Here is a 19,255-nt window from a genome sequence, read left to right on the forward strand (position 1 = left end):
AGAACTTCCGGGAAGGTTATCACGCTCAATCCTGCCGGTGCAGGCCCAGTTTAGAGGCCACCACCCGGTCCAACCAGCGGTCCGGCAGCCAGCGGGGAACAAGCCAGCCCGACAATTTTTTACGTGGGATGGCATAGCGCGTTTTGGGGTGCTCCATTTCCAACGCCTTCACAATCACATCGCTTACCTTTTCCACCGGAATGGCCGATTCGCGCCGTTCGGCGACTGAGCCTGCCTGCATCTGGGCGATAATCTCGCCATAGGGGGTGGCGGCATACTGCCCCGCGCCCTCGCTGGCCTTTTCGATGATCGGCGTGCTGGTTGTGCCCGGCTCCACCACAACAACATCAATGCCATACAAAATCAGCTCGCGGCGCAGCGCGTCGGACAGCCCTTCCAGGGCGTGTTTGGAAGCGGCATACGCGCCAAAAAAGGGGTAGGCAATTTGCCCGCTGACCGAACTGACATTGACGATGCGGCCGCGCGGCTCCGGCGCGTTCGGGCGTGCGCCCAACAGCGGCAGAAATTGTTGGGTCACATCCAGCAGGCCAAACAGATTTACCTCAAACTGATAGCGAAAATCGGCCAGGGGCATGTGCATCAGCGGGCCGAGGGTGGAGATGCCGGCGTTGTTAACCAACCCGGCCAGGTTTTGCCCATTCAGACGTGATTGAACCAGGGAAACGGCCGTTTCCACTCCCGCATGGTCCGTCACGTCAAATAACAGCGGTGTGAACCGCTGACCTAATTCCGACTGCACCCGGTCGCCGTCCGCCTGTTGACGCACGCTGCCATAGACGTTGTAGCCATAGCCCACTAACTGGGCCGCGGTGGCGTAGCCGATGCCGCTGGAAACGCCGGTAATCACAATAGATTTGGTCATGGGCTGATCCTCCGTGTCTGTCCCATTGCCGTGATGTCGTAACCGGGGAGGGCGGCAACGGCCGTTCTGAATCCCTCGTCAGCCAGCAAAGCCAGCAGCGGTTGCAGCAGATCGCTCTCATGCGCCGCCTGTGTCATCACCAGATCATACCGTTCGTGGGCCAGCGGCACAAAATCCAACTGCAACGCCCGCGCCGCCGCCCGTATGCCCAGCCCGGTATCGGCCGTGCCCGAAGCAATAGCCGCTGCCACGGCCAGATGGGTATATTCCTCACGCTCATAACCCGGCACATCAGCCGGTTGGATGCCGCGCCGTCCCAATTCATAATCTAGCAGCACCCGCGTGCCCGCGCCACGCTGCCGGTTCACCATGTGCAGATCACCGCGCGCCACGTCGGCCCAATCGGCCAGGCCGCACGGATTGCCCGGCGCTACCATCCAACCCTGCTCCCGCTCCACCAGCGTCAGCAAAACCATTTCCTGGCCCGGTAGATAACGGCGCACGTAGCTTTCATTGTAAACGCCGCTGTCGGGGTCCAGCAGATGGCAGCCGCCAAAGTGGGCTTCGCCGCGCCGCAGGGCCATCAGCCCGCCCAAACTGCCCACGTTAGCCGATGAAAGCCGCAGCCCGGCCCCTTTTTCGGCCAGAAATTGTGCCAACAAATCCAGCGTCAGGTCGTGGCTGCCGATGGCGACCAACGTGCGAGCGATGTCGCGCTCTGTGCGGTAAAGGTGGACGGTGACGTCGGCCCCGGCGGGCAGCCCTTCGCTGAAACGGGGCACATGCAGCAGCCCATCGGCCCGCACCAGCGAGGTGATGACGCCGGCGCCGCGGCTCATCGGGGTTGCCATCACCCGGTCGCCCACTTTGCCAACGGCCACGCGCACAAAGTCGTCATCGCCGGTGGGCGAATTGAGCTTGCGCGTCAGGGTGGCGGCGATGGTCGGCGGTTCGTAGGCCGGTTGGCCCTGCCAGCGGGCCAACAGCGGCTCGACAAAAATTTCGCCGGTGAGCGCGGCGCTGACGGGATAACCTGGCACGCCGATGATGGGGATTGGGGATTGGGAATTTGGGATTTGGGATTGGGGATTTGGACTGATGAGGCCGAAGATGACCGGGTGGCCAGGGCGGACGGCGACGCCGTGGAAGAGGAGTTGACCCAATTCGGCGACGACGTGGGCGGTGTAATCTTCGCTGCCGGCCGAGGAGCCGGCGTTGAGTAGGATGAGGTCGTGGGTTTGGGCGGCTTGCTGCACGGCCGTTTTAATGGCAGCAAATTCATCTTTGACAATGGGCCAACGGGTGGGCAGCCCACCCCAGTCGCTCACCTGGGCGGCCAACACCAGGCTGTTGTATTCGATGATCTGGCCGGGGGTGAGGGGGTAAGCAGCGGCCGTTTCCACGGCCACCAGTTCTGAACCGGTGGGGATGATGGCGACAGACGGCCGTTGGTAAACAGTCACCGTGGCATGGCCGGACCCGGCCAACGCGCCCAAATCCACCGGGCGCAGCTTGTGGTTGGCCGGCAGCACCAGCTCGGTGGCAACCATGTCTTCGCCCATGGGGCGGACATGCTGCCAGGGCGGCAAGGCGGCGCGGATTTCGATGGCCGGTCCGGCGGCGGCGTCGGCGACCGATTGGGCATGTTCGATCATGACGACGGCGTTGGCCCAGAAGGGCAGCGGGTGACCGGTGTTGACAGCTTGCGCCGGGCGGTGGGCGCGTTCGGCCGCTTCCGGGTTGTCCACCAGGGTCAGGCGCAGCGGAGTGGTTTCCATGGCGCCGGCCGTGTCCTGGGCGCGCACGGCGTAACCATCCATGGCGCTGGCGTGGTAGTGGGGCGCGGATAGTTTGGCCCAAACGGCGGTGGCGGTGATACGGCCGTTGGCCTCCGACACAGAGATCATTTCAGCGGGAAACGGCCGCCACAGACCAGCTTCAGTCAGCGCCGACTGCAATACTTCCCTGGCTTCGGCCAGCGGAATATCTTCCAGGTAAACATGTCGCTTCATGCCAATCTCCAGTTTACGCTCAACAAAAAAGCAGAAGGGCGAAGGCAGAATGCTTTCTGCTTTCGCCCTTCTGCTTTCATCCTTGTTAGTAATGGGTCATGAAGGATTCGAACCTTCGACCAATGGATTAAAAGAACGAGGGTGGCAGCAAAGAATGACACATCTTTTGAAGCGTCCACAGGAGTAATTTAAAGAACTTCAAGGCGATTTAAAGGCCAAAATGTGCATTATTCCCATTGAATTTCATTCTAACTGCTTGCCAACTGCTACCCTTTTACGACTTAAACAGACCATCCATTTTGTCTGTAGCCTCTTGCTGCATACTCGGCATGACATGGCTGTACGTATCCATCGTGAGGGTAATACTACTATGCCCCAGCATTTCTTGCACGATTTTTGGATGGACATTTTTCTTGAGCAATAACGCAGCGGCCGTATGGCGAAGGTCATGGAAACGAATTCGGGGTAAGCTGGTCTTATCAAGCGAGACGTAAAAATGGCGGCTTAAATTCCGCTGCGAGATAGGATTGCCGGTTGCGGTGATAAAGATTAGCCCGCGCATCGCGTGCGTGATTTCCTGGTATTCCTTCAATGATTGAACCATATAACCGGGCATGGGTAATGGTTAATTTACGCGATCCAGCTTGCGGGGCTTGGACCGCACCTTTGGTGTCTGCCGCCAAACGGTCGCCCAATGGCTTAAAAAAAAGCCGAGCAACTGCCTCCTTTAACTGAATCACTGGTTGAGAGTCAAGCTGATGATGTCTTGGAACTGGATGAATTATGGTCATTTGTCGGCCAGAAAGAGAATAAGCGCTGGATTTGGATTGCCCTCTGTCGGCGTACCCGTCAGGTCGTTTCCTTTTTCATTGGCGACCGTGGTGAAGAAAGCTGCTAGCGGCTTTGGCAATGGATTCCCCCGGCCTATCGTCATTGCCACACCTTTAGCGACTTCTGGGAGACCTATCAGCAGGTCTTTGGTCTGTTAGGCCAGAACCACCAATCAGTGGGCAAAGAAACAGGTGAAACTGCCCATGTGGAGAGGTGGAACAATACCTTACGGCAGCGACTGGCCCGTTTTGTTCGCAAGACCTTGTCCTTTTCTAAGTCCGACGAGTATCACGAAATTGCTCTCAGGCTATTTATTCATGAGTATAATTCAGCGGTTATCAGTTAACAGTAACCACTACCACAATCTGGTCGCCGTGTTCATCAGAGGAGATCAAAACAGGGTGGCAAGAAAAAAGGCCAGGATCGGCGTGATTCCTGGCCTCTTGCGGCAGTTGTGTGGTGGACGGCCGTTATGGGTAACGGCCGTTCCTATTCTCTCCATCCTCTAACGAGAGCCTAAACGGGCAGCAAAACCTACTTCAGTGAATCCCGCAAAGCGCCCATCTGCCCGGCAACACTGTCATCAACAACCTGATCACCCACACGAATGATCAAGCCGCCCAGAATGCCAGGATTTACCTGAAACGTCACGTCAGAGACATTCAAAGCCGCTTTCGCGTGTTTCTTTTCCTCATCCGTCAAGGGCAAAGCGCTGGTAATCACCGCTTTATCGCCGCTGAGAGATGAAACACTCGCCGGTACTTTGGCGAAGAAATCGGCAATGAGCGCCCGCTGACGCGCATCGTCCAAAGAAGCGCCAACGATTTTGTTGGCCGCGGCAATCGCAATGGCCGCAACCTGACCACGCAGGTCAGCCAAAATACGGTTCCGTTCTTCCTCAGCATCTTCGCGGGCAGCAGCCACAACCGATCTGGCGTCTTCATTGGCTTTAGCCAAAATGCCAGCGCCAGTCTCCTCCGCCTGCACGGCCGCATCCGACCGAATCTTAGACGCCTCAGCCCGCGCCGCATCCAAAATTTTCTTCGCTTCGGCGTCCGCATTGTCGCGGGCAATCGCCGCCTGCCGCGCATCTTCAAGACCCTTCGCTATACGCGCCTTGCGCTCATCCAAGACTCGCAAAATAGGGCCAAAAGCGACGCCTTTCAACAACAGCAGCAGGACAGTAATGCCCAAAATCTGCATGATGAGATAACCAATATTTATGCCTAATGCTTCCATTCTATTCTCCTTACTTGTCTAACCAACACCTGAACAAGATGTTTTGTATTGACCTAAACCACGAACAGAATGATGAGAGCTACAACCAACGCATAAATAGCAACGGCTTCGGCGAAGGCGATACCCAAGATCATGTTCGTCTGGATATTACCACTGGCATCAGGATTACGGGCAATACCTTGCACCGCACCATTCACCAGAATACCAATACCAGCGCCAGCGCCAATCGCACCCGTCATGGCCAAACCTGCGCCAATTGCCTTCAAACCGTTCGCCAATGCCAAAGCAGCTAGTTCATCCATTATGTCTAATCCTCCAACTGTTTCTAATTTTTCTTAAGGAATTAGTGATGCTCTTCATCGCCATGATGACCCTCAGTAGCGCTCACCATGAAAATCAACATTAACAGCGCAAAAACAAGCGCCTGAATCAGACCCACGAAAAACTCGAGGCCAAAGAAGACCACGTTAATCACCGGCAGCAGGTAAGCCATCACAAACAGCAGCACCATACCGGCAAAAATATTACCCAAAAGACGGAAGGCAAACGAGATAATTTTGGAAACCTCGCTGATCAACTCAAGGATGCCCACGGCTGGATCAATTGCCTTGATGGGGTTCTTAGCCACCTGCTGACCCCACCCCTTACCAATAAAGGGGAAGAATTTAGAAAGATAGCCGCGCCCGCCTAGATATTTGAAACCAAAATATTGAACCATCACCATAGCTACCAGGGCAAAAGCCAGTGTAAAGTTCAGGTCTGTGGCCCCAGGTCGCAGCAGCGGCACAATGGTCCAATCGGCTGCCTCGGGATTTCGGCCAACTTTCGCGTCCTTGGCTCTCCTGTTCAATGCTGGCATCTTCCTGGGCATTGGCATCGGCGCGGATCAAAAAGAAGGGGGAAACCCGTAAGTCACCAAGGTTGGCTTCATCCGCCGCATGTTCAACATCGTGGAAATCTTCTTCGGTAAACGCCAGCCCCTTGGCTTTTGCCTCTTTTTCAGCATCAAGAGCCGCTTTGTGAGGCTTCCATTCATAAAAACCAATGCTGTCCCAACCAGGAATCAGGCCCATCCAGTTGGTCGTAAGGATAATCAATATGAAGGTCATAAACCAGGGGAAGAAATTCTTCACCTTGGGTCCGGCAATGCCCTCAGCAAAATTATAAGCAGCTTCAATGATCATCTCAAAGAAGTTGTAGAAACCGGTAGGGATTTCATCGGCCGTGCGCGAGCGCGCTTTCAGGGAAAAGGCCAATATCGCCACCACGATCCAGGCCACCACCGTAGACACAAATGTGTTGGTGATGCCACCCAGAACAGGTATTCCCTCAGTGCCCGGATACACTTCACCGGGCAACTTGAATAAAGGGGCGCACCGGTCTGGGAAAGCCACAAACGATCCGAAAATAAGCATCAAGAGCGACACAGATCAAAATGACATATCTTTTTCATCTATGCGCTTCCCTCTTTTTTCTCTATGTCATTGTCGTTATTTTTGGCTTTTTTTGCGTCCAATTCGGCCATGCGCGCCTGCGCTCTGGCGACCATCATCAAACTTAGACGGACCATCGCAAATAGGGTAACTGGAAAACTACCTAACATAAAGACGACAGTAAACACGCCGCGGGTTTCCAGGGTGGTGTCGAGATAACGCCCGGCGCCAAAGGCGACACCAATAATCATCAGGGCGACAAACCCGGTCACACAACCAACCTGGCCTACCAAATTGGTCATGACTATCGTCTGGTTAATGTCTGATTTGCGGGACACAATATTATTTATTAATGCGCGGTTTGCGCATTATATCACAATTCATTTCGGTGACAATGCGTGTCTAAAGGACAGAGTGTTAACCGGTTAAGGTAAAAAAGGCGTTGGCCGCTTCGCGTGTCCAATCAAAAGCAGGACCCGCGTAAACGCCCAGGAAAATGATTAAAAAGACGGATACGGCCAGACCAATTTGTGCGGCCCTGGACACCGGAATGGGTACGTCCTCATGGTCGGAGCGGTACAAATACATGTATTTGACGATGGAAAGGTAGTAATAGAGGGCCACAAACGCATTAAGAATGCCCAATAAAGCCAACCACCAGTAACCGGCATCAACGGCCGCTTTAAACACAAAGAACTTGCCAATAAAACCGGCCGTCGGTGGAATGCCACCCAACGATAGCAGCGCAAACAACATGACCAGCGCCAGATAAGGGGAACGACGGTTCAAGCCATACAAATCACGCAAATCGTTCGTGCCGGAGACGTTATTGATTAAGATGATGACGCCAAAGGCGGCGATATTGGTGAAGACATACATCAACAGGTAGAACATGGCCGCGCCGGAGCCATCAGGCGTAAAGGCCACCAGGCCAATCAGCACATAACCAGCCTGGGCAATGCTGGAGTAAGCCAGCAGGCGCTTGATATCGTTTTGGTAGATGGCGGCAAAGTTGCCCAACGTCATGGTGATGACACACATGGAGATGAGCAGCGCCCACCACAACGATGCCTGACTTGGCGCACCAAAAGCTCCGGCTGTCAGGACGCGCAAAAAGATGGCAAAACCGGCCGCTTTGGAAGCTGTGGAAACAAAAGCGGTAAAACTGGTTGGCGCGCCGTTGTACACGTCGGGGGTCCAAAAATGGAAGGGAACGGCCGAAATCTTGAAACCAAAGCCCACGATAATCATGGCGGCGGACAACAGGATGACGCCGTTGGCTTCTGGAGGAATCGTGCCAGCGTTGGCTAAAACCAGGCCCATCTGGTAAATGTTGGTGGAAGGAATGCCAATGCTGCTAAAAATTCCATGCAGCAGACTCATGCCATACAACATGATGCCAGTGGCTACTGCGCCATAAACAAAATACTTCATACCCGCTTCGGACGATTGTTCATCTTCCGTAATGAAACCGGCCAACACATAGGATGAAATACTGGCCGTCTCCAGAGCGATATACAGCATGATCAGGTCGGCCGAAGCGGCCATCAGGCTAAAGCCAATGGTGGCGGCAATGAGCAGCGCATAAAACTCTCCACGCTGTAATCTCTCTACGTCCACACTGACCAGGCTGGTGACAATGAGCGCCGACAAGAAGATGACCCGAAAAACTAGCGTAATGAGGTCATTCCAGATCATGCCGCCCCAAACCAGGCTGCTCGCAGATAGAGATTGCTGATTGTCGGGGACGTTAAACAAAAGCCATAGGCCCAATGTCACCAACAAAACGGCAAAAGAACCCCAGGCGGCAAAAAGCCCAACATTGCGTCGGTTTGCCGGCGTCAGGGAGCGATCATAAAAGAGGATGGCCGCTAACAAGATAACCAGGCTTATTTCGGGTATAAGTACCAGAACCCAATCAAGGGTGAGAGTCGAGCTCACTTATGCACCTCCCAGCCAAGACAGCAAATTGGCTGCCACGAGTTGTACACTGTCTAGAACTGTCATAGTCTGCTGTGCTTCTTGAATACGCTGAATAATGGGGATCATGCCAGACTCCACGATTGGGCCAATGATTGACGGCAAAACGCCAATGGCAATGAGAATGGCGCAGAACATGACCAGGGTGAATTTATCTATGGCTAAAATCGGGCGCATATCGTGCCATTTTTCGCTATGGTATTCGCCAAAAAGACGGTGTTAACGGCCCGCAAAATGTAGGCGGCCGTAATGATGACGCCCAGAATGCTGAGGACAGCCACAATCTGGTAGTAGTTGGCCGGAACCAGGTTGAGGAAGGCGGGTGTCGCCGGCAGGCTGCTGCCTTGCCAGACGCCCATAAAGATGGGGAATTCAGCGATGAAGCCGGATAGTCCGGGCATACCCATGGAGACCAGACCGCCGATGATAAAGGGAACCACCAACCAGGGCAAAGCCTGGCGCATCCCGCTGAGGTCGTCCATGCTGCGGGTATGGGCGCGATCATAAATCATGCCGACGACAGAGAAGAAGAGGGCAGTCATGACGCCGTGACTGACCATTTGAATACCGGCCCCGGTGAAGCCGACCAGGGTCATGGTGGCAAAGCCCATGGAGACTAACCCCATGTGGCTGACGCTGGAGTAGCCAATGAGATACTTCATGTCGCGCTGGCGCATGGCGATGAAGGAGCCGTACAAGACGTTGATCAACGTGAGCAAGATGACAAAGGGCATCCAATAGATGGTGCCTTCGGGCAGAATCTGGATGCCAACGCGCATGGAGGCATAGGCCCCCAGTTTCATCAGAACACCGGCGTGAATCATGGAAACGGCCGTGGGCGCCGCCACATGACCATCCGGTGACCAGTTATGGAAGGGGAACAAACCGGCCAAAATGGCAAAGCCCAAAAACAAAGGCATAAACCAGATGCGCTGCATGTCAAAGGGGAAGTTCACCTCCGACCAGACCCGTAAATCAAAGGTCGGTTCTACGCCGGCCGCCGGCAAATTAAAGTACAAAACCAGGAAGGCGATGAACGAGATAAAGCTGCCGATGAGCAGGTACAGCGTCAGCTTCATGGCAGCGTATTCGCGTCGTTCCTTCCAGCCCCAGATGACGATCATGACGTACATGGGCAGCACGGCCAATTCGTAGAAGAAGAACAACAAGAAGGCATCTACCGCAACAAACACGCCATGAACACCGGCCACCAGCAGCATGAAGAAGGCAAAAAACTCACGCGGCCGGTCCTCAATGCTCCAGGAGATTAAGACACCGCCCAACCCCACAATAGAGGTCAACAACACCAATGTCGCGCTCAGACCATCCACACCGACGATATAGCCGATATTGATGGCCGGAATCCATTGGTATTCCTCCAGAAACATCAGCGTATCGGCCCAGCGCGCCTGCGCATCCGGCAGATTTTGGTAATAGGCGATATACACATATAGAGACAGTATCAGCCCCAAGATCATGGTGGCCAGAGCCAGCATCCGGGAATTTTCGCCCCGCTCTTTGGGCATCATTAAGATGATGACGGCTGCTACTATCGGCGATAGGGCAATGACTGATAAAAATGGGAAATCCATAAACCCTCTTCCAGCCTCAGATACTTAAGAAGTCAGAGATTAGAGAACAAAAGCAAAGTTAGCGCTTTATTCTCTCAACTAAATAGCTTGGTGACGGTGTCGTTGATAAAGACCAACAACCACTGCGGCCAAATTCCCAATGACAACATCAGGGCCATCAACGGCCAGATCACCGCGTGTTCGCGGAAAGTCATATCTTTCAGACCGCGCCATTCTTCTTTGATGGGGCCATGCAGCGTTTCGCCGATGCCCTTGAGGATGTAGGCGCCGGTCATAAACAGGCCGAGCATGGAGATAGCAACTTGCACGGTGAAGATATTCCAACTGCCGCGCACGATCATAAATTCGCCGACAAAGCCATTCAGACCGGGTAAACCCAGGGAAGCCATGCTGGTGAAGATAAGAATCGCGCCAAACATCGGCATAATAGACCACAAACCGCCAAACGCCTTTAAATCGCGGGTATGGGCGCGTTCGTAGATGACGCCGACCATGAAGAACATGCCGGCCGCCGACAGGCCATGATTGAACATTTGCAAAACCGCACCGCTGGTGGCCATGATGGCGTCGGTGGTTGTGCCGGGATCGGCGAAGGATTGGGCACGGCCGTAAGCATAGGCATACACAGCAATGCCCAATACCACAAAACCCATGTGGTTAATAGACGAGTAGGCCACCAATCGTTTAAAGTCCCACTGACCAAACGCCGCATAGCCACCCATCACAATGCTCAACATGCCAAACGTCGCCAGAATACCGGCCGTCAGATTAGCCTGTTCCGGGAAGAAAGGCACAACCAAACGCAAGAAGCCATACGCGCCCAGTTTCAGCATAACCCCAGCCAAAATCATAGAACCGGCGGTGGGGGCCTGAGTATGGGCATCTGGCAGCCAGGTGTGGAATGGAAAAACCGGCACTTTCAGGGCAAAGGCAATCACAAATGCCCAGTAAGCAATCGCTTTAACGGCATCAACTGGCAAATTGACGTTGGGCAAAATGCCGCCAGCTTGTAAATTCACCCATTTATCCATGAGTTGGGGAATGTCAAACGTCCCCATTGAAAGACCGATAATCTGGATAGAAAGCAACAAGCCCAAACTTCCGGCCATGGTGTAGACAAAGAATTTGAAGGAAGCGTATTCACGGTCCTTCCCACCCCAAATCTTAATGAGAAAATACATGGGAACCAGGCCAAACTCCCAGAACACAAAGAATAGGAGCAAGTCCAGAGCAGAGAACAAACCCAGCATCGCCGCTTCCATAATTAGAAACAGGAACATAAACATGCGCGGGTTCTCTTCGATCTGAAAAGAAGCCAGAATCGAAAGGGGTGTCAGAATGGTGGTCAACAAGATCATAACCAGACTAATGCCATCTATGCCAATATGATAATTGGCGCCAATGGCTGTAAACCAGGGCGCAATCGTCTCAAACTGGATACCGGCATCTACCCGATCGTAGTTGAACCACATGATCAATACGAGAGCCAGGGGAACCAGGCTGAAAATCAGCGCCAGCCAACGAACGGTTCGCTTCGCGTCGCCGGGCAGCAAAAAGATGACTGTGGCCGCCAGCAGCGGGAAGAAAATGACCAGGCTCAGGAGATTGTCTTGAATAAAGTCCATCGGGTCTCCTACTTAATTCACGAATAGAGCTATCTGAGAAAACCACTCAGTTACAGGGCCATAGTAATTGACGGCAAGAACAAAGGCCGTTAACACCGCAATAATCAACACCGACACCAGAACGTATTCTTGAATCTTGCCGGTCTGCAATTGGCGTGAGATTTTAGTCATCGCCAGGAACTGGTCTTTCACCCAATCCACCGCATCGCCAAAGACCAACTCCTCGGTGCGCTTCATATAACGACCAAAAGCGTAGAAACCCCGGGCAACCGCGTGCAAAGTGCCATCAATCAGCCCCTTATCCACAACCTCATAAACCACCTTCTCCGAGATGAAAACGGTTGGGCGGATAAAAACAACCTGATACAACTCATCCCAATACCATTTGTGGTTCAGGAAAACGTGCAGCGGACCCAACGGGGCCACCAGCGGATCTTGCTGCCCAGACGCCAATGGCTTGCGCGCATAAACCAGCCAGCCCAAGAAAAGACCGCCCAACGCCACCACCACAGACACCACCAACGGCACATAGTTCTTAGGCAGCGTTTGGATGGGATGAGACACCAGACCCGCGGCGTACAATTCCTTCATCGGTTCGTAAATGGTCGCGCCAACAAAATGGTGGACAAAATTATTATTTACCAACGGACCTAACACCGGAAATTCTTCTGGAATACCAAACCAACCGGCCGAAACAGCAAATACAGCCAACAAAATCAGCGGCACAACCATAAAGCGACTGCTCTCATGGGCATGTTCCGCCAGAGGCGAGCGGGGTTGGCCCAGAAAAGTCAGGCTGATCTGGCGCATGGTGTAAAACGCTGTCAACAAAGCAGCCACCGAAAGCATGATAAAGACTATCAGCGGCAAAATGGCCCCATCGTGATTCCAACCATACCAGGCTTCCGCCAAAATCTCGTCTTTGGACCAAAAACCGGCGGTAATGAGGGGGAAACCGGAAAGCGCCAGACCACCAATCAGGAAAGTCCAGAAAGTACCGGGCATCTTGTGGCGCAGGCCGCCCATAAAGCGCATATCTTGTGGATCAGTGTGGTGGTCATGAACGTGGTGCGCCCCGTGTTCCATACCGTGAATGACAGAACCGGAAGCCAGGAAAAGCAGCGCCTTAAAGAAGCCGTGCGTGATCAAATGGAAGGCGGCGGCCACATAGCCGCCAATGCCGATCGCGGCAACCATAAACCCAAGCTGCGAAATAGTCGAGTAAGCCAGAACCCCTTTTACATCGTATTGGGCGACGGCAATTGTTGCGGCCATCAGCGCGGTAAACGCGCCAATCCCGGCGATGGTCAGGCTGACAGCCGGGCTGCCCTCAGGCCCCATGCCCACCGCAATCAGCGGGAAGATGCGCACGATCATGTACACACCGGCCGACACCATAGCTGCGGCATGGATGACGGCGCTGACCGGCGTGGGGCCTTCCATGGCATCGGGCAGCCAGACGTGCAGCGGCCACTGCGCCGACTTGCCCACCGTGCCGGTGAACAGCAGCAAAGCCATGATGCCCAGGGCCGGCGCGCCAATGCGCAAGGCGGCTTGTTCTAAACTATGGGCGCTGAGGGCTTCGCTAAAATTTAATGTATCAAACGCCCGGTAGAACCAGACGATACCCAACAGCATGACCACATCGGCGACGCGGGTGGTGAGGAAGGCTTTGATGCCGGCCAGTCGGGGCGGAATGCGTGGAATATCATCGGGACCGAGGTGATACTCGCGGGCGTGCCAAAAGCCGATGAGCGAATAGGAGGTAAACCCCATAATCTCCCAGCCGACGAAGAGCAGTAGCAGGTTGTCGGCGACCACCAGGATGAGCATCCCACCGGCGAACAGACTCATGTAGGCAAAAAAGCGGGAGAGCAGCGGCTCCTCTTGGAGGTGATTGGGCACGCCGAGGATTTTGCCCAGCGGCGCGCCCCAGTTGTGGTAGCCGACGCTGTAGACAAAGATCATGGTGATGGCAAAAGTGACCATGAGGAGCATGACGGCCGTTAACGGGTCCACCGCCACCCCCATCTTAAGCCACGTCCCGTCAAAATAATCGCCCACCGGCAGCCAATCTACCGCGCTGGCGATGACTACCGGATGTTCCTCCAGATGGTGTACATCTTCGGCCGCCACGTTCAGCGCCACCGTCCAGCCTAAGATCAGGGCGGCAAACACACCGGCCCAGGCCACCAGCCAACTGAGGGTGCGGTTTCGATTTGTGAACAGCACGATGACAAAAAACGCCAGCAGCGGACCGGCTGGAATGAGCCATGTCATTAAGGTAAGGGTTTCTTCACTCATAAGGTATTACTCAGGCAATCAACGTTGCGCGCTTTAGTTTCTTAACGTGTCCAATTCTTCGGCGATCACCGAGTCACGGCGACGATAGATGGAGATGATCAGCGCCAGACCAACGGCCGCTTCCGCTGCCGCCACCGTTAGCACAAACACCGCCCACACCAGGCCCACAGGCTGGTTGGGCGCCGTATACCGCCAAAGGCGACCAGATTGATGTTAACCGCGTTCAACATCAACTCGACAGCCATCAAAATAGCCACAGCGTTGCGCCGGGCCATGACCCCGTACAGGCCAATACAAAACAAGAGCGCCGCAACAATGAGGTACCAAGATAAGGGAATCATGCCTTATCCTCCGCTTTCGGCCAGGCTACGATAATTGCCCCTACCAGGGCAGCCAACAAGAGAATCGAAGCAATTTCAAAAGGCAGCACGTAACCCGCAGGGTCTACAAAAGCGCGCCCCATCATGGCGACGGAGTCTTGGATCATTTCTTGGGGGATTTGGGTGCGGGAAGCCAGCGGTACGGCCGCGTTCGGCACAACGGGCCAAAAATCGCGGAACATAAAAAACACCCAAAATAGAATGCCAAAGCTGAGGACGGCCGTTACCAGTGCAAATCCAGCTTGCGAATTAAAGGCTGGCTCATCTGTCTGCATCAAGCGGCGCGTCATCATAATGGCGAAGATCACCAGAATGGAAATAGCGCCGATGTAGACCAATAACTGCGCCGCCGCCAAAAATCCGGCGTCGAGCATGGCGTACAGGCCAGCAACGCCTAAGAAGGTAGCCATCAGGGCCAGCGCCGCATGAAACAAATTGCGCTTAGTGACCACAACGACCGCCATGCTTAACGTGAAGGCGCTAACAAGAATAAAAATTATTTGCTCAACCATGTGTTGAACTTCTCCCTAAAAAACAGGTTTACTATGGGGGGGCGGTCCTGGGGTACCAGTGGGAGCCGCCGTCAGGCTTCGTGGGCTGCAACGGCCGTATCATGATGTCCATGATCGCCGCTACCGGCTGCTGCTTCTGGATCGGATGGACCACCGGCCAACCGCCGTTGGCGACGGGCATGAGCGCGCAAAATCTCAATGGTGATCATGGCGATGACCACATTGGCCGTCAGGTGCGCGCCGGCGCGGGCAAAGTCGTTGAATGTGGCGGGTAAGAGTTTGTCTAAAACGGCCGTTACCAACACCAGCGCCAACGACAACGGGACCAAAAACTTCCAGTTGAAGTCCAAAATCTGGTCCACACGCACGCGGGGCAGCGTTCCACGAATCCAGATATACACAAAATAAACGGCAAACATCTTCACAAAAAAGATGACCAGCCCCAACAAATTACCAATCGCCCAGCCATCGCCAATGACCAGCGTCTCCAGACCAAAAAAGCGATACCCGCCTAAAAATACCGTCGCAAAAAAGCCCGACATGAACAACGTGCTGACAAATTCCGCCAGGAAAAACATGCCAAACTTCATGCCGCCGTACTCAACGTGAAACCCAGCGACAATTTCCGACTCCGCTTCGAGCAAGTCAAACGGCGTGCGGCCAGTTTCTGCCAGCGAAGAAAGAAAGAAAATAAAGGCGGCCAACGGCGCTACCAATAAATAAGGAATGGTTTGCGCATCCACAATAGCTACTGTAGACATCGAACGCGCCAGCAAAATCGGCACCAACAGCGCCAATATCATCGGCACTTCATAGCTGACAAGCTGGGCAACAGAACGAAACGCACCCAACAGCGCGTACTTGTTGTTGGAACCCCAGCCTGCCAGCAGCAGCGCCACAACCGAGACAGAACTAACCGCCATAAAAAAGAAAACGCCAATGTTTAAATCAACGCCAATCACCCCAGGCGCAAACGGCATAATGGCCCACACAATCAAGGCGGCCATAACCGTCAGAAAAGGAGCCAACAAATAAGCCACGCGATCAGCGCCGGTCGGGGTAATATCCTCTTTGATCAGCAGCTTGATGACATCGGCTACGGTTTGCAGCAGGCCATAGCGCCCGCCGACACGATTGGGGCCGATACGGCGCTGAATACGGGCAATCACTTTCCGTTCTAGCCAGATGAGGAAGATCACAATGAGCAAACAAAACGTGGAGATGATGACGACGCCTAAAATATCCATCACCACATTCACCCACGGCTGGTCGCCCCAGAGTTCTCGCAAATAACTGGAAACTGTCAGGCTTACCAGACTCTTTAAAAACTCGAGAAAATTAAAGCTCATATGGTTACTCCCTGCTCTGCCAATCCCAATTTCAACTATGCGCAGGCGCAGAAATTGGCGTACAGATAAGATGTCAAAATCATCAGCGTATTACCTGTTTCGTCTTGGCAAAAGGTGAAATACAGTAAAAAAGATAGAGTCTGGTTCAAACTCTATCTCTTAACGTACCGAACAATGCCGTTTATGTTAAACCCACTCGAGAGCGCCCCGATTCCAGGCGTAGGCCAGACCATCGGCTAATAGGAAGATAAACAACACTGCGGCCATAACGCCAAACAATGTTAGTCGGTCATAAGCCACCGCAATGGGGAAAAGGAAGACAGCTTCAACGTCAAAAATGACAAATACCAGGGCATAAATGTAATACTGAACCTTAAATTGCACCCAAGAACTACCCACCGTCTCAATACCACATTCGTAGGTTTGTTGTTTGATGGGGTTTGGCTTTTTCGGGCCGAGTAGATGGTTCAGAATGACAGGAGCCGCCGGGAAAATGGGTGACAATATGAAAAACCATGCGACAAATTGCCAATCTTGCGACACTAAACGTCCTCCTGTTCCTTTGCAAAAATGAGTGTTTGTGAAATCTGTCCCATTTATAACACATGCAAAGAACATGGGCAAAAGTAGATTCGATTTTGCACAGCTTATTCTTGGCAAGCGCAACCCCTTTAATTTGTGATATGATTTGAGTATACTTTTTGGCACGAACCAATACCCCAAAGAGAGAGGCTCTTATGCTTGAAACCGATCTAGAAATACAACGGATACTGGCGGTAGATGACAACACGTTTACACTGCGCATTGTGCAACACACTTTGGAGCAAGCAGGTTTCCAGGTAACAACGGCCGTTTCTGGCAAAGACGCCCTCAAAGTGATCAACCGGCATGGTATCCCGCACCTGGCAATTGTGGATTTGCACATGCCGGTGATGAGTGGGTTTGAGTTTTGCCACGCCGTGCGTGAATTTAGTGACATGCCCATTATTATGTTGACGGCCGTGAACAGCGAAGACACCATCATTCAGGGTATTGAACAATACGCCGAAGATTACATCATCAAACCGTTTAACCCCAATGAACTGGTTGCCCGCGTCAAGCGTGTTTTACGGCGCATGGGTGACTACACCTACACTCTGGATTCTACAACCCGCATTGACGAACGGCTTCTGATCAACTTTCCCAACCGCGAAGCCCTGGTGGAAGGAGAAACAGTCTCCCTGACACCCACCGAAACCAAATTGCTCTACATTCTGGTCCGCAATGCCGGCCGTATTGTCACCACCGAGTTTCTGCTGAACCGTATCTGGCCCCTCCAAGACGCCCAGGAAGACCGCCTGCACGTCCACGTCCACCGCTTGAGACGAAAGATCGAAGTCAATCCCAACGAACCCAGTTACATTGTGGCCGAGCGTGGCGTTGGCTATCGCTTTAACGCCATTCTGGAATCTAAGCCCAGCGGTTTAGCCAATGCGGCGCTTGATTAGGCGGCGAACGACAAAACGGCCGTATACGCGGCAGCATACGGCCGCGAACCCCCAACCAACCAACCCATTACCAATGCCAACACAAAGGTGGGCACGGCGCACACCCTGTCTGACGCGCCACACCAAAGGACGCTCGTGTCTAAACGAACAAATGAGCAATGGCTGCATGATCTAACCACCCATGGCCCGCCCTATGAAACGGCCATCGGTGATTTACAACACCTTCTGCTCTCTGGTTTACAACATGGCCTGCTCAATCAGGTAAATACATCTGCGCCTGAGTTTGCCACTCAGGCGGAAGATTTCGTGCAAGAAGCCCTGCTCAAAATTTTGGCTAATCTGAACAGCTTCGCCGGCCGCAGCCAGTTCACCACCTGGGCGCACAAAATTGCCATCTCGGTTGCTCTGACAGAACTGCGGCGCAAACGATGGCAAGACAGTTCGCTGGATGGCCTGACTGACACAGAAAGTGGAAACTACACCCCTAGATTGATGGCCGACCCATCGCCACAGCCAGAAAGCGCCACCGAACGGGCCGAAATGATGACCCTGGTGAACCGCCTGATTGCCGAGGAGTTGACGGAAAAACAACGCGAAGTGATGGAAACGGCCGTTATCAAAGGTCTATCCACCCCAGAAGTTGCCCGCCAAATGAGCATGAAACCCAACGCCGTCTACAAAATGCTCCACGATGCCCGCCTACGCCTTAAACAACGTCTGGCCGAAGAAGGGCTGACGCCAGAAGAAGTCATCGCCTTATTCGAGTAAATTCATTCCTTAACAACAGGTAAGAAGTTTAGAACCGGCTGCATCAAACATAGCAAATGACAAACTTAATTGTAAGGCTCATCCATTTACTAAAGGCAAACGGCCGTCGCCGGGACACACCAACGCCAGCAAACCCGCCAGTCGCCAACCATCCAGAGTACAAACCCGCGTCAGGTGACAACCCTAGCTTAAATGAAGAACATATCAAACACCTGATGCACATGCTGGAACAAACCAACTCAGGCATTTGCACCTGCGCTGAAACGTTCGACTTTCTCGACGAATACGTCGAACTGGTCACCAGCAATGAAGAAGCCGCCATGCTCATGCCTTACGTGCAGCGTCACCTGGAGTTATGTCCCGACTGTCACGAAGAGTACGAAGCGCTCCTCCGTATTTTACAAACCGATTTGGCCTGATTCCCCCAGGCCCGACTATCCCAAGAAGACTTCATGAGTGGGCTGCATCCACCACGAATGAAAAGCAAGAGCGAGAGGAAGAATTCGGGCAATACTCTAGCTCTTGCTCTAGCTATTTTCAAGGAGAATTTTAATGACCAAAGCTATCTGGAATGGCGTCATCATCGCCGAAAGTAATCAGACGGAAATCGTCGAAGGCAATCATTACTTTCCACCCAACAGCATCAAACGGGAATATTTTCAACCCAATACCACCCACACCACTTGCCCCTGGAAAGGCGTCGCCAGCTATTACGATGTCGTCGTGGGAGGTCAGGTCAACAAAGGCGCAGCCTGGTATTACCCCGACCCCAAACCAGCCGCCAGCAATATCAAAGACCATATTGCCTTCTGGCGTGGGGTTCAAGTAGAATCCTGAAGGCACATTTAGCGAACTTTAGC

The 19,255-nt window shown here is 53.4% G+C and carries 22 protein-coding genes and 1 pseudogene; 7 read left to right on the forward strand and 16 right to left on the reverse strand.

Annotation, left to right across the window (positions count from 1 at the left end; all coding sequences use genetic code 11):
• Positions 1-25: 25 nt before the first annotated feature.
• The 3 genes from IPM39_00180 to IPM39_00190 form a co-directional block, all read right to left on the reverse strand.
• Complete coding sequence (locus IPM39_00180; protein MBK8984492.1) at positions 26-883, reverse strand: SDR family oxidoreductase; 858 nt, start codon at positions 881-883, stop codon at positions 26-28.
• Entirely contained in the window at positions 880-2,895 is a 2,016-nt protein-coding gene (locus IPM39_00185) for a molybdopterin biosynthesis protein (protein MBK8984493.1), read from the reverse strand. The genes IPM39_00180 and IPM39_00185 overlap by 4 nt, the downstream gene beginning before the upstream one ends.
• 274 nt (positions 2,896-3,169) lie before the next feature.
• Entirely contained in the window at positions 3,170-3,511 is a 342-nt protein-coding gene (locus tag IPM39_00190) for a tyrosine-type recombinase/integrase (protein MBK8984494.1), read from the reverse strand.
• A 28-nt stretch (positions 3,512-3,539) separates the two neighbouring features.
• On the opposite strand from IPM39_00190, the gene IPM39_00195 reads away from it, so the two are divergent.
• The 3 genes from IPM39_00195 to IPM39_00205 are packed head-to-tail and all read left to right on the forward strand — an operon-like array spanning position 3,540 to position 4,072.
• A complete protein-coding gene (locus IPM39_00195) occupies positions 3,540-3,626 on the forward strand; it encodes a hypothetical protein (GenBank protein MBK8984495.1) in 87 nt (28 codons plus the stop codon).
• 35 nt (positions 3,627-3,661) lie between these two features.
• Entirely contained in the window at positions 3,662-3,793 is a 132-nt protein-coding gene (locus IPM39_00200; protein ID MBK8984496.1) for a hypothetical protein, read from the forward strand.
• Positions 3,794-3,808: 15 nt separating this feature from the next.
• Positions 3,809-4,072 carry an IS1 family transposase gene (locus tag IPM39_00205; protein ID MBK8984497.1) on the forward strand — a complete coding sequence of 88 codons (264 nt, stop codon included), beginning with the start codon at positions 3,809-3,811 and terminating at the stop codon, positions 4,070-4,072.
• Between the two features lie 188 nt (positions 4,073-4,260).
• Here the strand turns inward: IPM39_00205 and atpF are convergent, their stop codons facing one another.
• The 13 genes and pseudogenes from atpF to IPM39_00270 all read right to left on the reverse strand — a co-directional run bounded on the left by atpF (position 4,261) and on the right by IPM39_00270 (position 16,758).
• Positions 4,261-4,965 (reverse strand): F0F1 ATP synthase subunit B, encoded by a 705-nt coding sequence (gene atpF, locus IPM39_00210; GenBank protein MBK8984498.1) that lies wholly within the window; start codon positions 4,963-4,965, stop codon positions 4,261-4,263.
• Between the two features lie 53 nt (positions 4,966-5,018).
• Positions 5,019-5,267, reverse strand: coding sequence for an ATP synthase F0 subunit C (gene atpE / locus IPM39_00215; protein ID MBK8984499.1), 249 nt, complete (start codon positions 5,265-5,267; stop codon positions 5,019-5,021).
• 41 nt (positions 5,268-5,308) lie between these two features.
• Entirely contained in the window at positions 5,309-5,683 is a 375-nt protein-coding gene (locus tag IPM39_00220; protein MBK8984500.1) for a F0F1 ATP synthase subunit A, read from the reverse strand.
• Positions 5,631-6,383 carry a F0F1 ATP synthase subunit A gene (locus tag IPM39_00225; GenBank protein ID MBK8984501.1) on the reverse strand — a complete coding sequence of 251 codons (753 nt, stop codon included), beginning with the start codon at positions 6,381-6,383 and terminating at the stop codon, positions 5,631-5,633. The genes IPM39_00220 and IPM39_00225 overlap by 53 nt, the downstream gene beginning before the upstream one ends.
• A gap of 35 nt (positions 6,384-6,418) precedes the next feature.
• Entirely contained in the window at positions 6,419-6,670 is a 252-nt protein-coding gene (locus tag IPM39_00230) for a hypothetical protein (protein MBK8984502.1), read from the reverse strand.
• A gap of 145 nt (positions 6,671-6,815) precedes the next feature.
• Positions 6,816-8,339 (reverse strand): NADH-quinone oxidoreductase subunit N, encoded by a 1,524-nt coding sequence (locus IPM39_00235; GenBank protein MBK8984503.1) that lies wholly within the window; start codon positions 8,337-8,339, stop codon positions 6,816-6,818.
• 200 nt (positions 8,340-8,539) lie between these two features.
• The gene (locus IPM39_00240) at positions 8,540-9,970 is read right to left on the reverse strand and encodes an NADH-quinone oxidoreductase subunit M (GenBank protein ID MBK8984504.1); all 1,431 of its coding nucleotides are present in this window, start codon (positions 9,968-9,970) and stop codon (positions 8,540-8,542) included.
• A 74-nt stretch (positions 9,971-10,044) separates the two neighbouring features.
• Entirely contained in the window at positions 10,045-11,595 is a 1,551-nt protein-coding gene (locus IPM39_00245; protein MBK8984505.1) for an NADH-quinone oxidoreductase subunit M, read from the reverse strand.
• Positions 11,596-11,607: 12 nt separating this feature from the next.
• Positions 11,608-13,899 carry an NADH-quinone oxidoreductase subunit L gene (gene nuoL, locus IPM39_00250; GenBank protein MBK8984506.1) on the reverse strand — a complete coding sequence of 764 codons (2,292 nt, stop codon included), beginning with the start codon at positions 13,897-13,899 and terminating at the stop codon, positions 11,608-11,610.
• Positions 13,900-13,932: 33 nt separating this feature from the next.
• A pseudogene (gene nuoK, locus IPM39_00255) lies at positions 13,933-14,237 on the reverse strand (NADH-quinone oxidoreductase subunit NuoK).
• Positions 14,237-14,791 carry an NADH-quinone oxidoreductase subunit J gene (locus tag IPM39_00260; protein MBK8984507.1) on the reverse strand — a complete coding sequence of 185 codons (555 nt, stop codon included), beginning with the start codon at positions 14,789-14,791 and terminating at the stop codon, positions 14,237-14,239. Before IPM39_00260 ends, nuoK begins: the two are co-directional and overlap by 1 nt.
• Positions 14,792-14,862: 71 nt before the next feature.
• Positions 14,863-16,140, reverse strand: coding sequence for an NADH-quinone oxidoreductase subunit NuoH (nuoH, locus tag IPM39_00265; GenBank protein MBK8984508.1), 1,278 nt, complete (start codon positions 16,138-16,140; stop codon positions 14,863-14,865).
• A 186-nt stretch (positions 16,141-16,326) separates the two neighbouring features.
• The gene (locus IPM39_00270; GenBank protein ID MBK8984509.1) at positions 16,327-16,758 is read right to left on the reverse strand and encodes an NADH-quinone oxidoreductase subunit A; all 432 of its coding nucleotides are present in this window, start codon (positions 16,756-16,758) and stop codon (positions 16,327-16,329) included.
• A gap of 119 nt (positions 16,759-16,877) precedes the next feature.
• Between IPM39_00270 and IPM39_00275 the strand changes: the two genes are divergently transcribed.
• The 4 genes from IPM39_00275 (at position 16,878) to IPM39_00290 (ending at position 19,232) form a co-directional block, all read left to right on the forward strand.
• Positions 16,878-17,627, forward strand: a complete 750-nt coding sequence (locus IPM39_00275; GenBank protein MBK8984510.1) for a response regulator transcription factor — start codon at positions 16,878-16,880, stop codon at positions 17,625-17,627.
• A 135-nt stretch (positions 17,628-17,762) separates the two neighbouring features.
• Positions 17,763-18,395, forward strand: a complete 633-nt coding sequence (locus tag IPM39_00280; protein ID MBK8984511.1) for a sigma-70 family RNA polymerase sigma factor — start codon at positions 17,763-17,765, stop codon at positions 18,393-18,395.
• A 56-nt stretch (positions 18,396-18,451) separates the two neighbouring features.
• The gene (locus IPM39_00285; protein MBK8984512.1) at positions 18,452-18,814 is read left to right on the forward strand and encodes a hypothetical protein; all 363 of its coding nucleotides are present in this window, start codon (positions 18,452-18,454) and stop codon (positions 18,812-18,814) included.
• 133 nt (positions 18,815-18,947) lie between these two features.
• Positions 18,948-19,232 (forward strand): DUF427 domain-containing protein, encoded by a 285-nt coding sequence (locus IPM39_00290; GenBank protein ID MBK8984513.1) that lies wholly within the window; start codon positions 18,948-18,950, stop codon positions 19,230-19,232.
• Positions 19,233-19,255: the final 23 nt, after the last annotated feature.

The sequence above is a fragment of the Candidatus Leptovillus gracilis genome (assembly GCA_016716065.1).
GTDB classification, from domain to species: Bacteria; Chloroflexota; Anaerolineae; order Promineifilales; family Promineifilaceae; genus Leptovillus; species Leptovillus gracilis.

Coding starts and splice junctions, on each gene's coding strand:
- IPM39_00220 (MBK8984500.1), bottom strand. CDS start 5,683: ATGGTTCAATATTTTGGTTTCAAATATCTAGGCGGGCGCGGCTATCTT.
- nuoL (MBK8984506.1), bottom strand. CDS start 13,899: ATGAGTGAAGAAACCCTTACCTTAATGACATGGCTCATTCCAGCCGGT.
- IPM39_00290 (MBK8984513.1), top strand. CDS start 18,948: ATGACCAAAGCTATCTGGAATGGCGTCATCATCGCCGAAAGTAATCAG.
- IPM39_00180 (MBK8984492.1), bottom strand. CDS start 883: ATGACCAAATCTATTGTGATTACCGGCGTTTCCAGCGGCATCGGCTAC.
- IPM39_00270 (MBK8984509.1), bottom strand. CDS start 16,758: ATGTTCTTTGCATGTGTTATAAATGGGACAGATTTCACAAACACTCAT.
- IPM39_00240 (MBK8984504.1), bottom strand. CDS start 9,970: ATGGATTTCCCATTTTTATCAGTCATTGCCCTATCGCCGATAGTAGCA.
- atpE (MBK8984499.1), bottom strand. CDS start 5,267: ATGGATGAACTAGCTGCTTTGGCATTGGCGAACGGTTTGAAGGCAATT.
- IPM39_00275 (MBK8984510.1), top strand. CDS start 16,878: ATGCTTGAAACCGATCTAGAAATACAACGGATACTGGCGGTAGATGAC.
- atpF (MBK8984498.1), bottom strand. CDS start 4,965: ATGGAAGCATTAGGCATAAATATTGGTTATCTCATCATGCAGATTTTG.
- IPM39_00185 (MBK8984493.1), bottom strand. CDS start 2,895: ATGAAGCGACATGTTTACCTGGAAGATATTCCGCTGGCCGAAGCCAGG.
- IPM39_00285 (MBK8984512.1), top strand. CDS start 18,452: ATGACAAACTTAATTGTAAGGCTCATCCATTTACTAAAGGCAAACGGC.
- IPM39_00190 (MBK8984494.1), bottom strand. CDS start 3,511: ATGCCCGGTTATATGGTTCAATCATTGAAGGAATACCAGGAAATCACG.
- nuoH (MBK8984508.1), bottom strand. CDS start 16,140: ATGAGCTTTAATTTTCTCGAGTTTTTAAAGAGTCTGGTAAGCCTGACA.
- IPM39_00260 (MBK8984507.1), bottom strand. CDS start 14,791: ATGGTTGAGCAAATAATTTTTATTCTTGTTAGCGCCTTCACGTTAAGC.
- IPM39_00245 (MBK8984505.1), bottom strand. CDS start 11,595: ATGGACTTTATTCAAGACAATCTCCTGAGCCTGGTCATTTTCTTCCCG.